The sequence below is a fragment of the Acinetobacter sp. Li1LvA2 genome (assembly GCF_056156705.1).
In genome coordinates this window covers 73,284-93,094 of the sequence record NZ_JBSICF010000007.1, presented here as the reverse complement: position 1 = coordinate 93,094, position 19,811 = coordinate 73,284, and the positions used below count along the sequence as shown (strand labels likewise).

Annotated in this window: 20 protein-coding genes; 12 read left to right on the top strand and 8 right to left on the bottom strand. The window is 38.6% G+C overall.

The window, feature by feature from the left end; all coding sequences use genetic code 11:
• The first annotated feature begins 2 nt into the window (after positions 1-2).
• Positions 3-1,616, top strand: coding sequence for a sulfate adenylyltransferase subunit CysN (gene cysN / locus ACS604_RS14300; protein WP_474772034.1), 1,614 nt, complete (start codon positions 3-5; stop codon positions 1,614-1,616).
• Positions 1,617-1,668: 52 nt separating this feature from the next.
• Here the strand turns inward: cysN and ACS604_RS14295 are convergent, their stop codons facing one another.
• Entirely contained in the window at positions 1,669-2,217 is a 549-nt protein-coding gene (locus ACS604_RS14295; RefSeq protein WP_474772033.1) for a DUF2239 family protein, read from the bottom strand.
• A gap of 222 nt (positions 2,218-2,439) precedes the next feature.
• Between ACS604_RS14295 and ACS604_RS14290 the strand changes: the two genes are divergently transcribed.
• Positions 2,440-2,952 (top strand): hypothetical protein, encoded by a 513-nt coding sequence (locus tag ACS604_RS14290; protein ID WP_004793963.1) that lies wholly within the window; start codon positions 2,440-2,442, stop codon positions 2,950-2,952.
• Positions 2,953-2,993: 41 nt separating this feature from the next.
• Here ACS604_RS14290 and ACS604_RS14285 read toward each other — a convergent pair whose 3' ends face one another.
• The 3 genes from ACS604_RS14285 to ACS604_RS14275 all read right to left on the bottom strand — a co-directional run bounded on the left by ACS604_RS14285 (position 2,994) and on the right by ACS604_RS14275 (position 7,328).
• Positions 2,994-4,331 carry a CitMHS family transporter gene (locus ACS604_RS14285; RefSeq protein ID WP_004793962.1) on the bottom strand — a complete coding sequence of 446 codons (1,338 nt, stop codon included), beginning with the start codon at positions 4,329-4,331 and terminating at the stop codon, positions 2,994-2,996.
• Between the two features lie 569 nt (positions 4,332-4,900).
• Positions 4,901-6,226: a polyamine export protein PaeA gene (gene paeA / locus ACS604_RS14280; protein ID WP_004793961.1), complete on the bottom strand. Its 1,326-nt coding sequence runs from the start codon at positions 6,224-6,226 to the stop codon at positions 4,901-4,903.
• A 112-nt stretch (positions 6,227-6,338) separates the two neighbouring features.
• On the bottom strand, positions 6,339-7,328 hold the full coding sequence (locus ACS604_RS14275) for a LysR family transcriptional regulator (protein WP_004703082.1): 990 nt from the start codon (positions 7,326-7,328) through the stop codon (positions 6,339-6,341).
• A 587-nt stretch (positions 7,329-7,915) separates the two neighbouring features.
• On the opposite strand from ACS604_RS14275, the gene ACS604_RS14270 reads away from it, so the two are divergent.
• Complete coding sequence (locus ACS604_RS14270) at positions 7,916-9,520, top strand: isocitrate lyase (protein ID WP_004793960.1); 1,605 nt, start codon at positions 7,916-7,918, stop codon at positions 9,518-9,520.
• A gap of 58 nt (positions 9,521-9,578) precedes the next feature.
• Here the strand turns inward: ACS604_RS14270 and ACS604_RS14265 are convergent, their stop codons facing one another.
• Complete coding sequence (locus ACS604_RS14265) at positions 9,579-10,049, bottom strand: copper resistance protein NlpE (RefSeq protein ID WP_005303368.1); 471 nt, start codon at positions 10,047-10,049, stop codon at positions 9,579-9,581.
• A 186-nt stretch (positions 10,050-10,235) separates the two neighbouring features.
• Positions 10,236-10,559: a hypothetical protein gene (locus tag ACS604_RS14260; RefSeq protein ID WP_004793955.1), complete on the bottom strand. Its 324-nt coding sequence runs from the start codon at positions 10,557-10,559 to the stop codon at positions 10,236-10,238.
• Positions 10,560-10,760: 201 nt separating this feature from the next.
• Here ACS604_RS14260 and ACS604_RS14255 point away from each other — a divergent pair, with 201 nt between their 5' ends.
• From ACS604_RS14255 to ACS604_RS14215, 9 genes are all read left to right on the top strand, one after another.
• The gene (locus ACS604_RS14255; protein ID WP_217484081.1) at positions 10,761-11,636 is read left to right on the top strand and encodes an urease accessory protein UreD; all 876 of its coding nucleotides are present in this window, start codon (positions 10,761-10,763) and stop codon (positions 11,634-11,636) included.
• A gap of 100 nt (positions 11,637-11,736) precedes the next feature.
• Entirely contained in the window at positions 11,737-12,039 is a 303-nt protein-coding gene (gene ureA, locus ACS604_RS14250) for an urease subunit gamma (protein WP_002117495.1), read from the top strand.
• Positions 12,040-12,050: 11 nt separating this feature from the next.
• Positions 12,051-12,359, top strand: a complete 309-nt coding sequence (locus ACS604_RS14245) for an urease subunit beta (RefSeq protein WP_013198608.1) — start codon at positions 12,051-12,053, stop codon at positions 12,357-12,359.
• Between the two features lie 37 nt (positions 12,360-12,396).
• Positions 12,397-14,097, top strand: coding sequence for an urease subunit alpha (gene ureC / locus ACS604_RS14240; RefSeq protein WP_004793950.1), 1,701 nt, complete (start codon positions 12,397-12,399; stop codon positions 14,095-14,097).
• 71 nt (positions 14,098-14,168) lie between these two features.
• Entirely contained in the window at positions 14,169-14,651 is a 483-nt protein-coding gene (ureE, locus tag ACS604_RS14235; protein ID WP_474772032.1) for an urease accessory protein UreE, read from the top strand.
• Positions 14,638-15,303: an urease accessory protein UreF gene (locus tag ACS604_RS14230; RefSeq protein WP_174759046.1), complete on the top strand. Its 666-nt coding sequence runs from the start codon at positions 14,638-14,640 to the stop codon at positions 15,301-15,303. The genes ureE and ACS604_RS14230 overlap by 14 nt, the downstream gene beginning before the upstream one ends.
• Before the next feature lie 24 nt (positions 15,304-15,327).
• On the top strand, positions 15,328-15,942 hold the full coding sequence (gene ureG / locus ACS604_RS14225; protein WP_002117800.1) for an urease accessory protein UreG: 615 nt from the start codon (positions 15,328-15,330) through the stop codon (positions 15,940-15,942).
• Positions 15,943-15,951: 9 nt separating this feature from the next.
• The gene (locus ACS604_RS14220) at positions 15,952-16,521 is read left to right on the top strand and encodes a HupE/UreJ family protein (protein WP_151963425.1); all 570 of its coding nucleotides are present in this window, start codon (positions 15,952-15,954) and stop codon (positions 16,519-16,521) included.
• Between the two features lie 57 nt (positions 16,522-16,578).
• Entirely contained in the window at positions 16,579-17,034 is a 456-nt protein-coding gene (locus tag ACS604_RS14215; protein ID WP_238612018.1) for a hypothetical protein, read from the top strand.
• A gap of 73 nt (positions 17,035-17,107) precedes the next feature.
• Here ACS604_RS14215 and rsmD read toward each other — a convergent pair whose 3' ends face one another.
• Both rsmD and mrdA read right to left on the bottom strand, forming a co-directional pair.
• A complete protein-coding gene (gene rsmD / locus ACS604_RS14210; RefSeq protein WP_151963426.1) occupies positions 17,108-17,653 on the bottom strand; it encodes a 16S rRNA (guanine(966)-N(2))-methyltransferase RsmD in 546 nt (181 codons plus the stop codon).
• On the bottom strand, positions 17,653-19,674 hold the full coding sequence (mrdA, locus tag ACS604_RS14205) for a penicillin-binding protein 2 (RefSeq protein ID WP_107881131.1): 2,022 nt from the start codon (positions 19,672-19,674) through the stop codon (positions 17,653-17,655). The genes rsmD and mrdA overlap by 1 nt, the downstream gene beginning before the upstream one ends.
• Between the last annotated feature and the right edge of the window lie 137 nt (positions 19,675-19,811).

Sequence of the window (19,811 nt, the reverse complement as noted above, 5' to 3'; positions counted from 1 at the left end):
CAATGTCTCATCAATCAGAATTAATCAGTCAAGATATCTTGGCCTATTTGAAGCAACATGAACAAAAAGACCTTCTGCGTTTTTTGACTTGCGGTAACGTAGATGATGGTAAAAGTACACTTATTGGACGTTTACTCTACGATTCAAAATTGATTTATGAAGATCAATTGCAAGCTGTAACGCGCGATAGTAAAAAAGTAGGAACTACAGGCGATGCACCAGACTTGGCATTACTTGTAGATGGTTTACAAGCTGAGCGTGAGCAAGGTATTACCATTGATGTGGCTTACCGCTATTTTTCAACTGAAAAGCGTAAGTTTATTATTGCTGATACTCCAGGACATGAGCAATATACGCGTAACATGGCAACTGGTGCATCAACTGCTGATCTTGCAATTATCTTGATTGATGCGCGTTATGGTGTGCAAACTCAAACTCGTCGCCATACGTTTATTGCTAGTTTACTTGGTATTAAAAATATCGTTGTTGCTATCAATAAAATGGACTTGGTTGAGTACTCTCCTGAACGCTTCACTGAAATTCAGATTGAATATGATGCTTTCGTAAGTCAGTTAGGTGATCGTCGTCCAGCCAATATTCAGTTTGTACCGATTTCTGCTTTAAATGGCGATAACGTAGTAAATGTTTCTGAGCATACAGCTTGGTACAAGGGTCAAACCTTGATGAGCATTCTTGAATCTGTGGAAATTAGTCGTGAATCAAACAAACACGAATTCCGTTTCCCTGTTCAATATGTGAACCGTCCAAACCTCGATTTCCGTGGTTTCGCTGGTACTGTGGCTCTAGGCGAAATCAACGTTGGCGATGAGATTGTTGCATTACCATCAGGTAAGCGCTCAACAGTTAAAGAAATCGTAACATTTGACGGAAATCTAGACCAAGCTGTTGCAGGTCAAGCGGTTACATTAACGTTGAATGATGAAATTGATATTAGCCGTGGAAACGTATTAGTACGTGCTGGCGAGCAACCATTAATTTCTCGCAGTGTTCGTGCTTCAGTAGTATGGATGAATGAACATCCATTGGTGAAAGGTAAGCTGTACAACGTTAAAATTGGTACACAGACTGTTCCTGCTAAAGTAACGAACATTCACTATCGTGTGAATGTGAATACGCTTGAGCATACTCAGGTTGAAGAGCTTGAGTTAAATGCAATTGCAGACGTTGTTGTTGAATTTGATGCGCCAGTCGTATTTGATCAATATCAAGATTCACGATACACAGGTTCATTTATTTTCATTGATCGTTTAAGCAATGTAACGGTTGGTGCAGGTATGGTTGAGTCTGCGGTAGAGTGGACTGCACATAGCAATCCTGTTACTGCTGAAGATCGTGCTGCACGTTTAGGTCAAAAACCTGCGGTGATTGGAATTTCTGCACAGTTAATCGAGAAAGCTCAAGTTTTAGAAAGCTTATTGATCCAACAAGGTGTAGTTGCGATTGCAAAAGCCAACTTAACTGCTGAGCAAATTACTTTATTGCGTGAGACAGGTGTTGTGGTTATCACTACGGCTGTGGATGGCACAGATACAGAAGTTACTGCTGAAACCGTTGAAGAAGCAGTTGAAAAAGTTGTGGAATTAGTCCGTATTTAATAGGCTGAATTGATTTTGAAAAAACCCGCGTAAGCGGGTTTTTTTATTGGGTTCAGAAAACACTTTGGGTTTTTAAAGTTAAATATTCTCTTAAGTCTTTAGGATAGCTCTGAATCATTTTTAAAAATATATCTCGATCGCCTTGATATAAGGCGCGTGTTGCTTCTTCGTAATTTGGCATATTGCCCAACATGGCAGACATAAAACGGTCGATGGCTTGTTTGGCGAGCATAATATTGCCTTCAGAATTTGGATTATTTAACTCTTTATCAATTAACTTACGAATTACTGCTGACGCACTCGCACTTTGTTGATCTAACCATTCCCAATGTTTTTTCTGTAAAGTGATTTCACGCGAAATTACTCCGAGTTTAGGCCGTCCAACTTTTTTAATTTCTTCCGGTTCAGTATAACGTTGTTGAAATTCTTGCTCCGAACCAGAAAGATCAAGATCAATTTGTTGACCTGTTTGATCATTAAAAATCAGAATATTTTCCGTTGTTTTCGGAAGATCTTTAAGTTTTTTTGCAAGTTCAATTAGGGAGTCACTAGCAATAAGCGTGCTTCCAGTGAAAGCAGTATAGGTGATTTTAGTATTCATTTTAGCCGTATATTTTTATCTGGGTAAAATAATATTATCAGGGTAAAATTAATTTGGCAAATAATTAATTTTATAACTAAAGAATTATTTGATTTTATGAGGGTAGTCTATGAAGTTAGGACTATAAAAATAGTCAAGATAATAGGCTATTTAAAATTTTATTCGGCTTTAATAGTGCTTTTATGAGACAATGTTTTTTTATTTTTGTGTATTAGGACTCCCATGATTGAGCAATCTCCTGAATCTTTAAGCGATATCGAAATTTTAGACATTTTACAGTCTATGAAAAAAGATAAGCTGGATACGGAAGCAAATGAGATTATCCGTAATGGGGGGAAAGCTGGGCGTCAAGAAGCACATAAACAGGCTTTAGTTGCGTTGAATGCAAACTTTGAAGAAAAGTTTGTAGAAGCTGCTACGCTGGCATTAGGCTTGAATTCAGGTCAGGCGAAAAAGATTCGTTATAAAAAAGACCGTATCCGTATTTTTAAAGCACGTGGTATTGATTATTTAGCTATTGATGGTGCAGAAACCGCTCAGGTTTTAGCTCAAGTTGCTCAAGCGATTAGTCGTGAAGATGCGATCGTGACTGAAGGTCTACACAATATTTTTCCATTTTGGAAAGAAGGTTGGCCAATGGTTCAGTTTGATAATGCCTATAAAATTTTAGAAGAAGACATTACATTGCATTTTCAGATTGTGTTAGATCACTTAATTGAATATGTACAGAAATAAAAAAAAGCCCCGATTGGGGCTTTTTTATTGCATATGAATAATTAAAGCGTGCTAAAGAGTGGGAAAACACCAATCACTAAAGCAGTACCCATTAATACCATACAAGTTATGAATGCCCACTTTAAAGTGAACTTTTGATGGTCGGCAAAATCGACTTTAGCAAGACCACATAACAAATAGGTTGATGGAACAAGAGGTGATAGTAAGTGTACGGGTTGACCTACAATTGAAGCGCGAGCAATCGCTTCTGCACTAATACCATAATGTGAAGCAGCTTCAGCAAGAATAGGTAAAACACCATAGAAGAATGCATCATTTGACATAAAGAATGTCAAAGGCATACTCACTAAAGCTGTGATCGGTGCAAGGTATGGACCCATGCTTGGAGGAATCATTGCGACGAATTCTTTAGACATCGCCTCAACCATACCTGTGCCAGATAAAATACCTGTGAAAATACCCGCTGCGAAAATTAAGCCCACAACAGCTAAGACACTGTCTGCATGCATTGCAATGCGTTTTTTCTGCATATCAACATCTGGGTAGTTAATAAGCATTGCGATACAGAACGCTATCATGAACAACACAGACATAGGCAAAATGCCTTTGATCAAAGCAATCATAAGAAGGATTGTGAGCACCATATTTACTTTGCGTAAATGTGGGCGAGTCGCTTCAGGATCTTTTGATACGGTAATGTTGTCACCATGGTGAGTTTCAAGTTCAATAACGCCTAAACGTTTTTGCTCGTAACGACCATATAGGTACGCCAAGAAGAATAACCAACCAATACTAATGACCATCGGGATAATCATTGGTACGAAAATGTGGCTTGGGTCAACTTGCAGGGCGCTTGCAGCACGAGCTGTAGGGCCGCCCCATGGTGTTAGATTCATTACACCACTACATAACAGCATAAGTGCAGTCATGATGAGAGTATTCATTCCTAAGCGTTGATAAAGTGGCAGCATTGCAGCTACACAGATCATATAGGTTGTTGAACCATCGCCATCTAAAGAAACCATTGTGGTTAAGAACACAGTTCCTAGTGTGATTTTTAGAGGATCACCTTTAACCTTTTTTAAAATCCATTTAACCGGTGGATCGAAAAGACCTGCATCGATCATTAAGGCAAAATATAAAATTGCGAATAAAAGCATTACGCCAGTTGGCGCTAATTTTTTGATGCCATCCAGCATCATCTCGCTGAGACCTTTGAGTTCAATGTGACTTAAACTTTCAAAGTAGTGACCTAGGCCCCAGGCAACAAGTGAAAAAATAAATGGGATGAGAATTAAAGCAATAATAGGGCTTAAACGTTTGGACATGATTAAGTACATGAAGCACAAAATCATGCCAACACCAAGTAATGTCAGCATACAATCAATCCTTTGCCTATAGTTTTACTGAACAAGTTTATTCAAAACTCTGACCTTGGTTATTCTTATTAATTTTTATTAAAAAGACAAATAATATATTTAGTTTATTTGGTTAATATATATTCAGTTGGAGGGGTATATTTAGACGAAATACTGAACATATATATTAAGATTATAGTAAGCATATAATAAATATTATTGATTATATTAGATTATAAAGGTTTTATAAAAATAAAAATTATATGATATTTTTTTAAATTATATATGGTTTGATGGGGTGGATGAGAAGGAGAACCATTTAAATACTTGCTTTGAGCTAAGTTACATAAGTTTTGAGGTAATTTAAATCGGGACTTAACTGCTTAGTGGTAATTGAGATATATAGATTATTCTATTATTTTTCAGTATTTAAGATTTAATATAATTGATGATTTAAATAATATTGCTTTTAGATTAAAAGAGCAACTTGAATTTATGAATCTAAAATAATTATTACACATATTTGAAAAATTTATTTAGATTAAAAAAATACCCCGCATAAAATTGTGAGGTATTTAAATTAATATAAATTAGTTGTCATCAATTGATGAATGTACTTCTGTTTGTTCTAAAATTCGAGTTACAAGAAGTTGGTCAATTTTAAAATGATCGACATCGACTACTTCAAACTTGTATCCACCGAATTCTACAAAATCTGCTGGACGTGGAATTTTGCGTAGGCGGTACATCATGAAGCCTGCTAAAGTTTCATAATTTTCTTCATCAGGCATTTCATCAATTTCAAGTGCGTGTCTTAAGTCATCAATCGGTGTGCTGCCATCAATTAACCATGAGTTATTGTCACGTTTAATGATTTGTTGTTCTTCATCAATTGGTGTTACCCAGTCGCCCATAACCGTAATCATAATATCGCTTAAAGTAATAACACCTACGACAAGCGCATATTCGTTTATCACAACCGCAAACTTTTCTTTTGTAGAGCGGAAGCGATCAAGTAATTCCGAAAGGGTTAGGGTGTCAGGAATCATCAAGACAGTGCGAATGGTTGATTCATTCAATTGAGTTGGGGATTGGTTATTTAAAATGCGAACAAGAAAGTCTTTGGCATCGACGTAACCAATGACTTGATCAATATTTTCATTACATACCAAAAATTTTGAATATGGATACTCTGCTAATTTTTGACGAATACTATCTTCATGTTCATTTAAAGTGAAATAAACAACATTTTCACGTGTAGTCATGCTCGAAGGTACGTTACGTTCTTCTAATTCAAAAACATTCTCGATAAAGTGATGTTCTTGTTTCTGAAGCACGCCTGCTTGAGCACCTGCATCCATGACTGCTGAAATATCATCAAAAGTAATGTTATCTTCTCGCGTTGTATTCACTTTAAACAAACGGAATAGCAAGTTGGCAATTGCGTTAATTCCCCAAGCTAAAGGTTTGCAAATTTTAATAAAAACCTGAATTGGGTTAATAACACTAATTGCAATTTTTTCAGGTGCAATCATAGCCAAACGTTTTGGCATTAGATCGGCAAATAAAATAAAGAGTGAGGTCACTAGGGTGAAGGAAAGGGCAAAACCGATCGTTTGTGTCCAAGGGCCTGTGTAAAAGCGGTCTACTAAAGTGACGAAATAAGGACGAAAAGCAGCTTCACCCAAAATACCGCCTAAAATTGCAACTGCATTTAGACCAATTTGAGAGGCTGCAAAAAAGTCAGCAGATTGTTCTTGTAAATCTAGTACTTGTTGGGCGCGTTCTTCACCCGCTTCGGCTAGAATTTTTAGCTTAACTTTTCTGGCACCTGCTAGTGCAATTTCGGTTAAAGATAAAAAGCCTGCTCCGATGATAAGCAGTACGATGATAATGATATTTTGAAAGAGACTCACAAATCACCTGAGGTTCATCATTATTATGACTATGTTTTAACATAAAAAAGCGCTGAGGTAATCAGATTGATTGCTCAGCGCTTGAAGATAGGACAATTAAATTAAAATTTATTTAATAGTGAGAAAATTGTGAATTGTTGGTTAGAAATTCACGGTTTTCTTCTTCAATCATTTGACGAGCAACAAATAAGATAAGTTGGCGCAGCCAGCGATGAGCAGGGTGATGATGTAACAACGGACACCAAGCCATTTTAAGTTCGAACTCTGGAATATAAAAAGGAGGATCCTTTATAACCAGTTTAGGGTTCTGTGTTTGTAGGCGTGCCATGCGGGTTGGTAATGTAGCAATAAGATCTACATTTTGAGCAAGTAATGCAGGCATTTGGTAGTGGCGAGTAAATACAGAAATTTTACGACGTTGACCAATACGTTCTAATGCCTGATCAATCCAACCTAAACCACCTTGTTTATCTGGGTTTACCCCAAAACCTACACCCATACCTGTTTTAGAAACCCAGATGTGTTGTGCATCTAAATAGCTTTTTAAATTTAAATGCGTCACAGCAGGATGTTTGTCGTTCAGAATACAACTGAAACTATCACGCCAAACTAAAACCTGATGGAAACTTTGCGGTATTTCATTAAATCTATTAATTGCAAGATCAACTTTACCTTGTTCCATATCTCTATAAGACACATCACTCGGTGTAAGAAAATCAAGAACAACGTTTGGAGCTTCAGAGCGGAGCGCTTTGACAAGACGAGGAACTAAAGTTGCCTCAGCATAGTCAGATGTCATAATGCGGAAAACGCGATTACTTGTATAAGGGCGGAATTCAGTACGGGGTTCCAAAATCATGGAGAGATCAGAAAGGGCATCACGAATACGAGGCTGTAATTCAAGTGCACGTTCTGTTGGTGTCATCCCTTCAGATGAACGGATAAGAAGAGGGTCATTAAATAAATTACGCAAACGACGTAAAATATTACTCATTGCAGGCTGAGTTACCCCAAGCTGTTCGGCTGCGCGTGTAACATTTTTTTCACGAAGAAGTACATCAAGATATATTAATAGATTAAGATCTACTCGCTCCAGATTCATAAAAAAAATACCGAAAATAAAACCCTGAAATTGTTTCAAATTATGCCATATCTAATAACTATTGTGTGAAAAAATGATGAGAAAAACGACATTTTTTGTAGGAATTAAGTAGGAGTGAGAGGTGCTTTAAAGGCTCGATTTTATTGTCTTTGCTACGTTTTTAAGTATGAAGGTGATAAATAGAATATATTTATATATAACTCATTACTTTCTAGCATGTAAGTTGACTTTTTACATTGGCGAAAATAGCCTAATTTACAATTGACTTTTTAAATTAAAAATGGCTAGAAAAACTTCAAAAAATGTATAAAAATAAGACTTACTCGGTTTTTAGAATAAAATTCTATACTCCTTTGGAATAATTTTATTTTTATAAACAAAGTGTTAATGTTTTTGGTTTTATCTATAATATCGATTTATCAGTATATTTTTTAAATAAATACTGAAGATTAATAAAGGATATTGGATTAATTGATTGGCTAAGTCTAAGCTGTGTTCATGACGAAGCAGCTGGTGTCATAAGAAATTTAAGTACATGACTCTACGCTTCAATCGATGAAATCCTAAAATGAATACAGGACAATATCATGACTACATATCAAACAGCGATTGATGCAATCCGCGAACTAAAAGCAAAATTCGGTAGCACTTGGCGCGATATTAGCCCAGAAGATGCTGCACGTATGCAAATGCAAAACCAATTCAAAACTGGTTTAGATATTGCTAAATATACAGCTGCGATTATGCGTCGTGATATGGCTGCTTATGATGCTGACTCTAGCAAATACACTCAATCATTAGGTTGCTGGCACGGTTTTATCGCACAACAAAAAATGATTGCGAACAAAAAATACTTCGGTACTACTGAACGTCGCTATATCTACCTTTCTGGTTGGATGGTTGCTGCTCTTCGTTCAGAATTTGGTCCACTTCCTGACCAATCTATGCACGAAAAAACTTCAGTACCTGCATTAATCGAAGAAATCTACACTTTCTTACGTCAAGCTGACGCAAAAGAATTAAACGATTTATTCCGTGCGCTTAAAAAAGCGCAAGAAGCGGGTGATACTGCTAAAGCTGCTGAAATCACTGCTCAAATCGACGGCTTCCAAACTCACATCGTGCCAATTATTGCTGACATCGATGCTGGTTTCGGTAACGAAGAAGCGACTTACTTACTTGCTCGTAAAATGATTGAAGCTGGTGCTTGTGCGCTTCAAATCGAAAACCAAGTATCTGATGCTAAACAATGTGGTCACCAAGCTGGTAAAGTAACTGTTCCACATGAAGATTTCATCTCTAAAATCCATGCATTACGTTATGCATTCTTAGAAATGGGTCTTGATGACGGTATCATCGTTGCGCGTACTGACTCTGAAGGCGCTGACTTGACTCAAAAAATTCCAGTAGTTAAAGAGCCAGGTGATATTGCTTCTCAATATATCGGTTTCTTAGACACTGTTGAAATTGACATTGCTGATGCTCAAGAAGATGAAATCTTGATCAAACGTGATGGTAAATTACACCGTCCTAAGCGTTTACCTTCTGGTTTATATCAGTTCCGTGCTGACACACAAATTGACCGCGTTGTACTTGACTGTGTGACTAGCCTTCAAAATGGTGCTGACCTTCTTTGGATCGAAACTGCGACTCCAAACGTAGAAGAAATCGCACACATGGTTAACCGTGTTAAAGAAGTTGTTCCAAATGCTAAGCTTGTTTATAACAACAGCCCATCATTCAACTGGACTTTAAACTTCCGTCAACAAGCTTACGACCGTTGGGTTGCTGAAGGTAAAGACGTTTCTGCATATGACCGTGCTAAATTAATGAGCGCTGAATATGATAATACTGAATTAGCTGCTGATGCAGATGCTAAGATCCGTACATTCCAAGCAGATGCTTCTCGTGAAGCGGGTGTGTTCCATCACTTGATCACACTTCCGACTTACCATACTGCTGCTCTTTCTACACATGAGCTTGCACAAGGTTACTTCGGTTCTGAAGGTATGTTGGCTTATGTTGCTGGCGTACAACGTAAAGAAATCCGTGGTGGTATCGCTTGTGTTAAACACCAGGCAATGGCTGGTTCTGACATCGGTGATGATCACAAAGAAATCTTCTCTGGTGACAACGCTCTTAAAGCACATGATGATGCTAAGAACACAATGAACCAATTCGCAGCTCACTAAGAATTGATTTCAAAAGAAAACCCGCTCACATGAGCGGGTTTTTTTATATTAAAAATAATTATTTTTTCAAAACATAATGCTCAGCTAAAGAGCCTTCAATTTTCTTACCTTCCATATCTAAAGCAGTTGCCGTATTTTCACCAATAAAGAATTTACGGTTTTGTCCTTTATCATCTAACGTAATGACTGAAGTATTATCTTTGTCAAAAGTAAATGTACCATGGGTTTCAAATGGTTTCTTATCACCTTTGCCGAGATAAGTTTCGGTCAATTCATAAGTTTTATCATCTTTTAACTCTAAATCAGTTTTGATGCCTTCACAGTCTGCACATGGAAGAGTGCCTTTATATGTGCCATTCCAATCTAGTGAGTTTTCAGCTGTATGAGCAGTATCTACTGCATTGTTATTCGCTTCAGTGGTTTGAGCTGGAGCAGAGGCTTGTGTGGTTGTATCGGCTTTATTTTCGTTTTTGCTACAAGCAACAAGAAGGGCACTTACAAGTGCAACTGATAATAATGTTTTTTTCATGATGATCTAAACCTCGGAAAATAAATAAAAAAGCAAATAACAGGCTATGAAATATGAGAGCTTAATAAAAGTTTAAGTATGTAATTTAATTTTAACAAAAGGTAAAGTGAGTAAATTTTGAATAATTATTAAAACAAAAATAAAAAGGAGGCATTCACTAAAACGATTTAATGAATACCTTATAAATTACGGTTGCGCTGAAACTCCACCTAGAGAGTCACATGCTGATTTATAGAGTTGGTATTGTTGCTTTAAAACTTCATCTAGCGGCATGTCGAATAACTCTTCACCATTTTTGTAGCTTTCTACGTATGAAGTTGCTTTTTCTTTGCTTACCGCTAAAGATTGCTGGTAATAAGAATTAATCGAGCTTGTTGCAAGCTGGCTTGTCTCAACATTTTTACATTCGAAATTGTGCAGGATTTTTTCTGCACGTTTGACCTCATTAGATTGGCCAAAAATACACCCAGTTAAAAAGACAAGTGGGGTTAACACGAAAAAAAGTTTCATGGAGAGCAAGTATGGAAGCAACAGTGGGCGCTATTGTATAAACAATTCCATAAGTTACTGTGGTTTTATGTTAGACATTGATGATTTTTTAACTCATTAAAATCGAAAAATTGTATCTAATTTTATCGGTTGGCTTATTTTCATATTTGGTGCGTATTTTGCTTATAACTTTAAGCACTTATTTTGAACATATGAACCAGAATGAATCAGGTACAAACGTTTTCAAAAAACTCTTTAGCACCATTTTGGTATGCACGATTAGAGCTCGGATTTTGTTTTGAAAATTCACGCACCATAATGAGTCATAGAAAGCATCATGGCCCTGTTAGGGTGCAAAAAATGCTCTGGCCTGAAAGAACGGGTGTATGTCATGCCATTATTGTTCATCCTCCAGCAGGAATTGCAGGGGGAGATCATCTTACTTTTGAAATTGAAACCAAAGATCAAGCTCATGCGGTAGTAACTACTCCGGGCGCAGGGAAATGGTACAAAACCAATGGTAAGCAAGCTTTTCAACATATTCATTTGCACGTGAAAGATCAGTCCATTTTAGAGTGGGTTCCACAAGAAACGATGCTGTTTAATGGAGCTTTAGCACATTCAGAAACTCATATTCATCTTGATAATGCTGCGAGTTTTATTGGATGGGATATGTTGGTACTGGGGCGGCAGGCACGTGCTGAGCGTTTTGTGCAGGGAAGCTACCACAACCAATTTAAGTTGTGGCGAGAGCAAAAATTATTGGTCGCAGACACACTGTTTTTTGAAGGCGAAGATCGCTGGCTTCGTTCATGTTTAGGTATGAATAATCAAGCCGTGATGGGAAGCTTTTGGGCTGTGCCACCAGAGAAATATCGGTCTTCATTTTATTTAGAACAACAGCTAGAGCTCATTCGTGAATTAATGATGCGTATGCAAGCGCCTGTAACTTTAACATTATTAGAAGATGTAGTTTGTGCGCGTTTCTTGGGAAATGATGTTCGACATTGTCATGATGCTTTTGCAGCTATAAGAGCGAGATTAAGACTTTATTGGTTTGATTTAGATGAAGAATTTCCAAGAATTTGGAAAACCTAAGTTACGTTAAATTGCGTATTTTAAAAACAGTTAAAACACGTATGCTGCTTTTGAGCATGCATTTTGCTTAAACAATATAAATGCAATTTAGGAAAGAGATATGGAACTCAATCCAACAGAAAAAGATAAATTACTTATTTTTACCGCTGGTTTAGTTGCTGAGCGTCGTAAAGCTCGTGGCTTGAAACTGAATTATCCGGAAGCGATAGCTTTTATTTCTGCTGCTTTGTTGGAAGGCGCGCGAGATGGCATGACGGTGAGCGACTTAATGCATTACGGAACAACTTTATTAAAGCGCGAAGATGTGATGGATGGTGTGCCAGAAATGATTGCTGAGGTTCAGGTCGAGGCAACTTTTCCAGATGGCTCGAAATTAGTCACAGTCCATCAGCCAATCGTATAAAAGGAACGCTTATGATCCCCGGTGAAATCATTACTCCAGATGCTGATATTGAACTGAATGTTGGGCGACAAACTTTAAAAGTTGTAGTTGCCAACATTGGTGATCGACCTATTCAGGTGGGTTCTCATTTTCATTTTTATGAAGCAAATGATGCATTACAGTTTGATCGCGAAATGGCGAAGGGTTTTCGACTGAATATTGCAGCTGGTACAGCAATTCGTTTTGAACCAGGGCAAACTCGAGAAGTGGAGCTTGTTGCTTTGGTCGGTAAACGAGAGGTTTATGGTTTCGCAGGCCGAGTCATGGGCAAGTTGGATTAAACATAACAACGATAATGAAAGAGATGAGTAATAAGTTATGAAAATGTCACGTCGTGCATATGCTGAGATGTTTGGTCCAACGGTTGGTGATCGTATTCGTTTAGCGGATACAGAGCTCTTTATTGAAGTTGAGCAAGACTTAACGACTTATGGTGAAGAAGTTAAATTTGGTGGTGGAAAAGTTATTCGTGACGGGATGGGGCAATCACAGCTTTTAGCTGATGAAGTTGCTGACACGGTCATCACCAATGCCTTGATTGTGGATTGGTGGGGAATTGTTAAAGCTGACGTGGGCTTAAAAAATGGCCGAATTTGGAAAATAGGAAAAGCTGGAAATCCAGATATTCAACCAGATATTACCATTCCTTTAGGCGCAGCAACAGAAGTGATTGCAGGTGAAGGGCAAATTTTAACGGCGGGTGGTATTGATACTCATATTCACTGGATTTGCCCGCAGCAAGTTGAAACGGCACTAATGTCGGGTACAACAACAATGGTGGGCGGCGGTACAGGACCAGCAGCAGGAACTTCGGCAACGACAGTGACTCCAGGTCCTTGGCATATTGCTACCATGTTGCAGGCGATTGATGATTTGCCTATGAATATTGGTCTATTAGGCAAAGGGAATTTGAGTTTACCTGACCCAATTCGTGAGCAAATTAAAGCTGGAGTAATTGGCTTGAAGCTGCATGAGGATTGGGGTTCAACCCCAGCCGCTATTGATAACTGCTTGAGTGTTGCGGACGAGTTTGATGTGCAGGTAGCGATTCATACAGATACTTTAAATGAAAGCGGTTTTTTAGAAGAAACTCTAGCTGCATTTAAAAATCGTACGATTCATACATACCATACCGAAGGTGCGGGTGGTGGGCATGCACCCGATATTTTAAAGGCAATCGGGCAAAGTAATGTATTACCGTCTTCGACCAATCCAACGCGGCCCTATACGATTAATACCATCGATGAGCATTTAGATATGCTCATGGTTTGCCACCATTTAGACCCGGCAATTGCTGAAGATATTGCTTTTGCAGAAAGTCGTATTCGCCGTGAAACTATTGCCGCTGAAGATATCCTGCAAGATTTAGGCGCGATTGCCATGATGTCTTCGGACTCTCAGGCGATGGGGCGTGTAGGTGAAGTGATTTTACGTACTTGGCAAACTGCCCATAAAATGAAAATTCAACGTGGTCCTTTAGAGGGTGACAACGAGTTCCATGATAATAATCGCGTTAAACGCTACATTGCCAAATATACAATTAACCCAGCAATTACACACGGTTTAAGTCATGAAATTGGTTCAATTGAAGTAGGGAAGCTTGCTGACTTAGTGTTATGGAAGCCCGCCTTTTTTGGTGTGAAACCATCCATGATTATTAAAGGCGGCATGATTGCAGCAGCACCGATGGGCGACATTAATGCCTCAATTCCGACACCTCAACCAGTGCATTACCGTCCAATGTTTGGTGCTTATCCACGTGGTGTACACAACACATGCATTACCTTTTTATCTCAAGCAGCGATTGATGCAAATGTTGCTGAAAAACTAAACCTTAAAAAGTTAATTAGTCCATGTAAAAACACCCGCGCCATTAGCAAAGCTGATATGAAACACAATACATATTGTCCTGTCATGCAGGTTCATCCTGAGACTTATGAGGTGAGGGCAGATGGTGAGTTATTAACCTGTGAACCTGCTGAAGTATTGCCAATGGCACAGCGTTATTTTTTGTTTTGATGATTTTATAGAGATGATTTGCCTCATTGCTGTATTTGTAGATATGAAATAAATAAGGAGAGAGAAGCTAAATGAAAATCTATACACAACGTCTTGAAGATATTTCTCCTGATCAGACATTTGAAACGGTTGAGCTGACTTTTGATACCCGCCAGAAATCACGATTTCGGGCAACTTTATCTAGCGGTATAGATATTGGTGCTGATTTGCCGCGTACCGGAATTTTGCGTAGTGGTTCATACATTGCAACGCAACAGGGCGATGTACTACGTGTCGATGCTAAGCCTGAGCGATTAATGCAAGTCATTGCTCAAGCCGACTTTGATTTGCTTAAAGCAGCTTATCACCTTGGTAACCGACATGTGCCATTAATGTTGACGCCTACAGCTTTATATTTTGAACCTGATCATGTGCTTGCAGAAATGGTAGAAGGGTTGGGGCTTGCAGTCTCAGAAACTGATCATCCGTTTGAACCTGAAAGTGGTGCCTATGCACAGCATAGTCATGACCACCGTTTAAGCCCAATCAAAGCTTTGCATCATGTCCATTCATAGTGCCGCGCAATTACTTCAATTACTGACACTGTCTTCTACGGCATTGCCAGTTGGAGCATATTGCTATTCACAAGGTGTAGAAACAGCCATTGATATTGGCTTAATACATGATGAAACTTCGGCGATTGCTTACTTTGAAGAAGTACTTGAGATGCTGTTAGTGCGATTTGAGTTGCCAGTATTAAAGCGTCTCATGCAGCATCAGGATAACTCAGAAGAGTTCTTGGTTTGGGCAAATTTGTATAAGGCCAGTCGAGAAAGTAAAGAACTGCTCGCTGAATCTCAGCAATTGGCATTTTCTTTAAATGCATGGATTAAAGATGTTTTAAAGAAAACAGTTGAGGTTAAAAAGCAGTTTGGTTTTGTGCCTGTCTATGCACAGCTCTGTGGTCGACTTGGGCTTAACGATGTTGATGTGCTCACAGCTTATACTTTTACCGTTTTAGAAAATCAGGTTTTGGCTGCGGTAAAAACTGTACCTTTAGGGCAAATGGCTGGACAAAGAATTTTATGGCACTTACATGGTTTAGTGCCCCAAGCTGTGGAAAAAGCCTTGCAACTTGGTGATGAGCAATTGAGTAGTGCTTTACCCCGTTATGCAATGCTGAGTATGAAACATGAAACACAATATTCACGGTTATTCAGATCTTAAGTTTAGGAAAGAAGGATAAAAATCATGACAGAACGTAGTCCATTACGAGTTGGAATTGGCGGACCAGTAGGTTCGGGTAAAACTGCGCTTACACTTAATTTATGTTTAGCTTTGCGTAATAAATACAACATGGCTGTGGTGACAAATGATATTTACACCAAAGAAGATTCAAACTTTTTAACCCGTAACGAAGCGATGTCGCCAGATCGTATTGTGGGTGTAGAAACAGGTGGTTGCCCTCATACAGCAATTCGTGAAGATGCTTCAATTAACTTGGCAGCAATTGATGATTTGTGTGAAAAGTTTGAAGGCTTGGAGCTTATTATCATTGAAAGCGGTGGCGATAATTTAGCTGCAACATTTAGTCCAGAGCTTTCTGATTTAACTCTATATGTGATTGACGTGGCAGGTGGAGAAAAAATTCCTCGTAAAGGCGGGCCTGGCATTACCAAGTCAGATTTACTCATTATTAATAAAACTGACCTTGCACCAATGGTTGGTGCAAATCTTGATGTTATGGACCAAGATGCGAAACGCATGCGCGGAGAAAAGCCATTCTTATTTTCAAATATGAAAACGCAAGATGGTCTTGAAGAAATCATTCAATTTATTGAGAAACAAGGGCTATTTAAAGCCTAAGGAGAGATTATGGACTTCATTAAAAAATGGGGCATAGGGCTCCTTGCATTATTGCCAGCACTTACAATGGCACACCCAGGACATAACCATGAACATTCAGGATTCATGGCAGGCTTTATTCATCCATTTACTGGTTTAGATCATTTAGTCATGGCTTTGGCTTTTGGTGTTCTACTCTGGTCGGCAGCTAAGCAATGGAAAATTGCAGGTGTCATGACTTTGAGTGTTACCCTTATTATTGGCTTTTTAATCGGTGCTCAAGGCTTAGTGCCTGTAAATGTTGCTGAATATGGAATTGTTGTTTCTTTAGTCGTTACAGCAATTGCCTTGTGGACAAAATCAAATCGGATTTTACCTATCGCTGCAGCATTACTTGCAAGCTTTCATGGCATAGCGCATGGTGTTGAATTAGCACACTCAGGTCATGTTGTTGCATTAGTAATGGGTATGGTTTCAGCTATGGCTTTAATTTATTGTGGTGGATTAGCATTGGGTGCTGCGCTTACACGATATGTGCCATATGGCAAAAAAATTGTTGGCGCCTGTGCAGCTGTTGTTGCAGTAATTGGTTTAAGTTAATTAAAACCTTGCAAAAAAAGGTAGCTTTAGGCTACCTTTTTGGATTTGCAAAATAAAATGTGTGTGCATAAGAATATTTATACTATTTTTACAGCTCTGATTATCTTTTATAGTGGATATGTTCAGGCCTATGATTTTTTTCAATCAGAAAGTGATTCTACTTTACTAAATACAGACCAGTTGTTGGATCAATCAGATTTAAACTTGGAACAAAGGCGGTTAGCCATTGAGCATGATGATGAAGTTAATAACTATAATGTGCTCAAAAATGAGTTTTATTCCAATCAACGTTGGGTGATTTATAATTATACAGCCTATGATACAGGGCAACTTCAGAATAAAAACATTAATGGCTTAACGAATCATATTAATATTCAAGATTTATCCATTTCAGTTGGGTATGGATTTAATTATAGTGTTAATCCAAGACTGAAAATTGGTTATGAATATATTTCGAGTTTTCCTTATGATCGAGGTCAACTCATACGATTTTTTACGATCTATTTATTCTGAAAATACAAAATTAAAATAATCTAATTCAAATAAATAGATCAGGTAAATTAATTTTTGATAAAAAACTACATGATTATATCTTCTGATAAAGCCCTGCGTGAACAGTTCCAGCTTTCGTTGTTTTAACTTGTTGCCATGTTGAAGGGAGGAGAAGTTGAGATAAATCTCGATCAGCTTCAACATAAATATACCCATTCTTTTTAATATGGGGTTCTGCCAAGTTCGAAAGTTCTTGCCATAAGTCTAGACTATAAGGTGGATCTAAAAACACAACATCAAACTGTTCTTTTAAACGGGGTAAAGCTTGCTGAGCAGTCGCATTGATTAAATGACAGTTTTTGGCTTTTAATAGCTCAACATTATCTTTTAAGAAACGTGCCTGAGTTTTGTCTGGTTCAATCATATAAACTGACGCAGCACCACGTGACAACGCTTCAAAACCTAATGCGCCAGAGCCTGTGCAAACATCGAGGACATGCGCATTTTGAATATCCCACATGAGCCAGTTAAATAGAGTTTCACGCACTCTGTCTGGCGTTGGGCGTAAGCCCTCAATGCTAGCGAAGGGAAGTACTCGTCTTTTCCATTCGCCACCAATAATGCGTAATTGATTCTTCATTATTCATCGACCTCATTGGTTGCAGGGCGAGCTGGTGTAGCCTGTGGTGTTGAGGCTGCGGGTGCAGTTGAAGTAGCTGATGCTGCTGGAGTAGAGCTCGCAACTTCGCCGCCGCTTGATAGCTCACCTGGCTTAATTCCAGCGGTCATTAGTCCACCATTGACTTGGTGGTTTGCTGGTCGGACTGGGTTTTTCTTACGAGTTAATAACCAGTAATCAAAAATAGGTCTTGCAAGTTGAGCAGCAGAACCACCATGACGACCATTTTCCCAAATTACGGCAATTGCAATTTCTGGCTTATCAGCAGGTGCGAATCCAACGAATAAACCATGGTCAAGTTGGCGTTCGCTCAGGGCTGCTTCATTGTAGCGTTTACCCTGTGCAATACTTTTAACCTGCGCAGTTCCTGTCTTTCCTGCAATTTGATAGAGAGGTGTACGAATGCCTCGACCAGTACCTGATTGAATTACATCAATCATAGCGTCGCGCATTTGAATCCAGTCTTCATCTGTTCCGTTGAAGTTGATTTTGCCATCAGGTGCATTACGTACAGTAAATGGTTTTGCACCATGCGTTGCACGTAAAACATGAGGGGTGACATGAGAACCATGATTGGCTGTAATTGCAGTCGCCATAGCAAGTTGTAAAGGTGTAGCTGTAAATGCACCTTGACCAATACTCACAGAAATCGTTTCACCTTTCATCCACTTGGCTTTGCGAGTACGCATTTTCCATTCAGGATTTGGGTAAAGTCCTTCGCTTTCACTTGGTAGATCGACACCTGTTTTCTGACCGAACCCAAATTGACGCATCCATTGGTTCATTTGATCAATCCCCATTTGATGGGCAAGAATATAAAAATAGGTGTCACATGACATAATGATGGCTTTATGCATGTTTACGATACCATGACCGGTTTTTTTCCAGTCGCGGAACTTATGCGAATCGCCAGGTAAGTGGAAATAGCCTGGGTCAGAAATGGCTGTTGACCAGTTTACAATACCGTAGTGTAAGCCGCCCATCGCTTCCATTGGTTTAATGGTAGAACCTGGAGGGTATGCACCTTGTACCGCACGGTTATAAAGCGGTTGATCTAAATTATCACGTAAAGAACTATAATCTTTATGGTTAATACCAGTCACAAATAAATTAGGGTTGAAGCTTGGACTAGATACTAAAGCCAGAATTTCACCCGTACGAGGGTCGATAGCAACAATGGCACCACGACGGCCTGCGAGCTGTTGAGATGCAACAACCTGTAAACCATAATCTAAAGATAAATAGAGGTCATTGCCACGAGTAGGATCTTTACGACCTAAATGGCGCAATATGTTACTGTGAGCATCTGCTTCAACAGATTCATAACCTGGTGTTCCGTGCAGCAAATCTTCATAGCTTTTCTCAACGCCAATCTTTCCAATTAAATTGGTTCCAGCATATAAATCTTTATCAATACTTTTTAATTCTTTATCGTTAATACGCCCTACATAACCAATCACATGAGCAAATAACTCACCGTGTGGATAGTAACGAGTCATTTGTGTTTCGATTCTTACGCCGGGAAATTTATATTTAGCTTCACTGAACTTGGCAATATTGGCTTCAGTTAGATTAAGTTTGATTGCGACACGTTCAGTTTTTCGAGCAGTTTTTATACGACTTTTGAAACGGTCAATATCTTCTTGTGTTAGATCTAAAATAGGTTGTAGCTGCTCAACAACACCATCCACATCTTCTACATCTGTTTTACTTAAAGTTGCTGTAAAAACAGGATAATTATCTGCCAGTAATACGCCATTTCGATCATAGATATAACCACGAGCAGGTGGAAGTGGTTGCAAGCGAATTCGGTTTTTATCAGATGCTGTAGAAAATTCGTCATAGTGAAAAATTTGCAGATAAGCGTATCGGCTAATCAGCACTAATAAGCAAACGATAACAAGACCTACGGCAAAAAAGATTCGTCCTCGATAAATGCGCTTTTCTTGCTGGATATCTTTTAAAGGAAAGTGCTGCTTCATAAGGATCGACTTAGTGACATAGGGTAGAAAAATAGCTGCTTATTCTAACGCAAGAGCGCTTAAAATATTGCATAATTTTCAAAGTTTCCGTGCATTTCGATAAGATACGTTTTGACTTTGCAGACAACAAAATTGTA

Bases quoted from the DNA above. Each gene is read 5' to 3' on its own strand.
- mrdA (WP_107881131.1), bottom strand. From the start codon at position 19,674: ATGAAGCAGCACTTTCCTTTAAAAGATATCCAGCAAGAAAAGCGCATT.
- ACS604_RS14295 (WP_474772033.1), bottom strand. From the start codon at position 2,217: ATGAATACTAAAATCACCTATACTGCTTTCACTGGAAGCACGCTTATT.
- ACS604_RS14270 (WP_004793960.1), top strand. From the start codon at position 7,916: ATGACTACATATCAAACAGCGATTGATGCAATCCGCGAACTAAAAGCA.
- cysN (WP_474772034.1), top strand. From the start codon at position 3: ATGTCTCATCAATCAGAATTAATCAGTCAAGATATCTTGGCCTATTTG.
- ureE (WP_474772032.1), top strand. From the start codon at position 14,169: ATGAAAATCTATACACAACGTCTTGAAGATATTTCTCCTGATCAGACA.
- ACS604_RS14265 (WP_005303368.1), bottom strand. From the start codon at position 10,049: ATGAAAAAAACATTATTATCAGTTGCACTTGTAAGTGCCCTTCTTGTT.
- ACS604_RS14260 (WP_004793955.1), bottom strand. From the start codon at position 10,559: ATGAAACTTTTTTTCGTGTTAACCCCACTTGTCTTTTTAACTGGGTGT.
- ureC (WP_004793950.1), top strand. From the start codon at position 12,397: ATGAAAATGTCACGTCGTGCATATGCTGAGATGTTTGGTCCAACGGTT.
- ureG (WP_002117800.1), top strand. From the start codon at position 15,328: ATGACAGAACGTAGTCCATTACGAGTTGGAATTGGCGGACCAGTAGGT.
- ACS604_RS14230 (WP_174759046.1), top strand. From the start codon at position 14,638: ATGTCCATTCATAGTGCCGCGCAATTACTTCAATTACTGACACTGTCT.
- ACS604_RS14245 (WP_013198608.1), top strand. From the start codon at position 12,051: ATGATCCCCGGTGAAATCATTACTCCAGATGCTGATATTGAACTGAAT.
- ACS604_RS14220 (WP_151963425.1), top strand. From the start codon at position 15,952: ATGGACTTCATTAAAAAATGGGGCATAGGGCTCCTTGCATTATTGCCA.
- ACS604_RS14255 (WP_217484081.1), top strand. From the start codon at position 10,761: ATGAATCAGGTACAAACGTTTTCAAAAAACTCTTTAGCACCATTTTGG.
- ACS604_RS14275 (WP_004703082.1), bottom strand. From the start codon at position 7,328: ATGAATCTGGAGCGAGTAGATCTTAATCTATTAATATATCTTGATGTA.
- rsmD (WP_151963426.1), bottom strand. From the start codon at position 17,653: ATGAAGAATCAATTACGCATTATTGGTGGCGAATGGAAAAGACGAGTA.
- ACS604_RS14215 (WP_238612018.1), top strand. From the start codon at position 16,579: ATGTGTGTGCATAAGAATATTTATACTATTTTTACAGCTCTGATTATC.
- ACS604_RS14285 (WP_004793962.1), bottom strand. From the start codon at position 4,331: ATGCTGACATTACTTGGTGTTGGCATGATTTTGTGCTTCATGTACTTA.
- ACS604_RS14290 (WP_004793963.1), top strand. From the start codon at position 2,440: ATGATTGAGCAATCTCCTGAATCTTTAAGCGATATCGAAATTTTAGAC.
- ureA (WP_002117495.1), top strand. From the start codon at position 11,737: ATGGAACTCAATCCAACAGAAAAAGATAAATTACTTATTTTTACCGCT.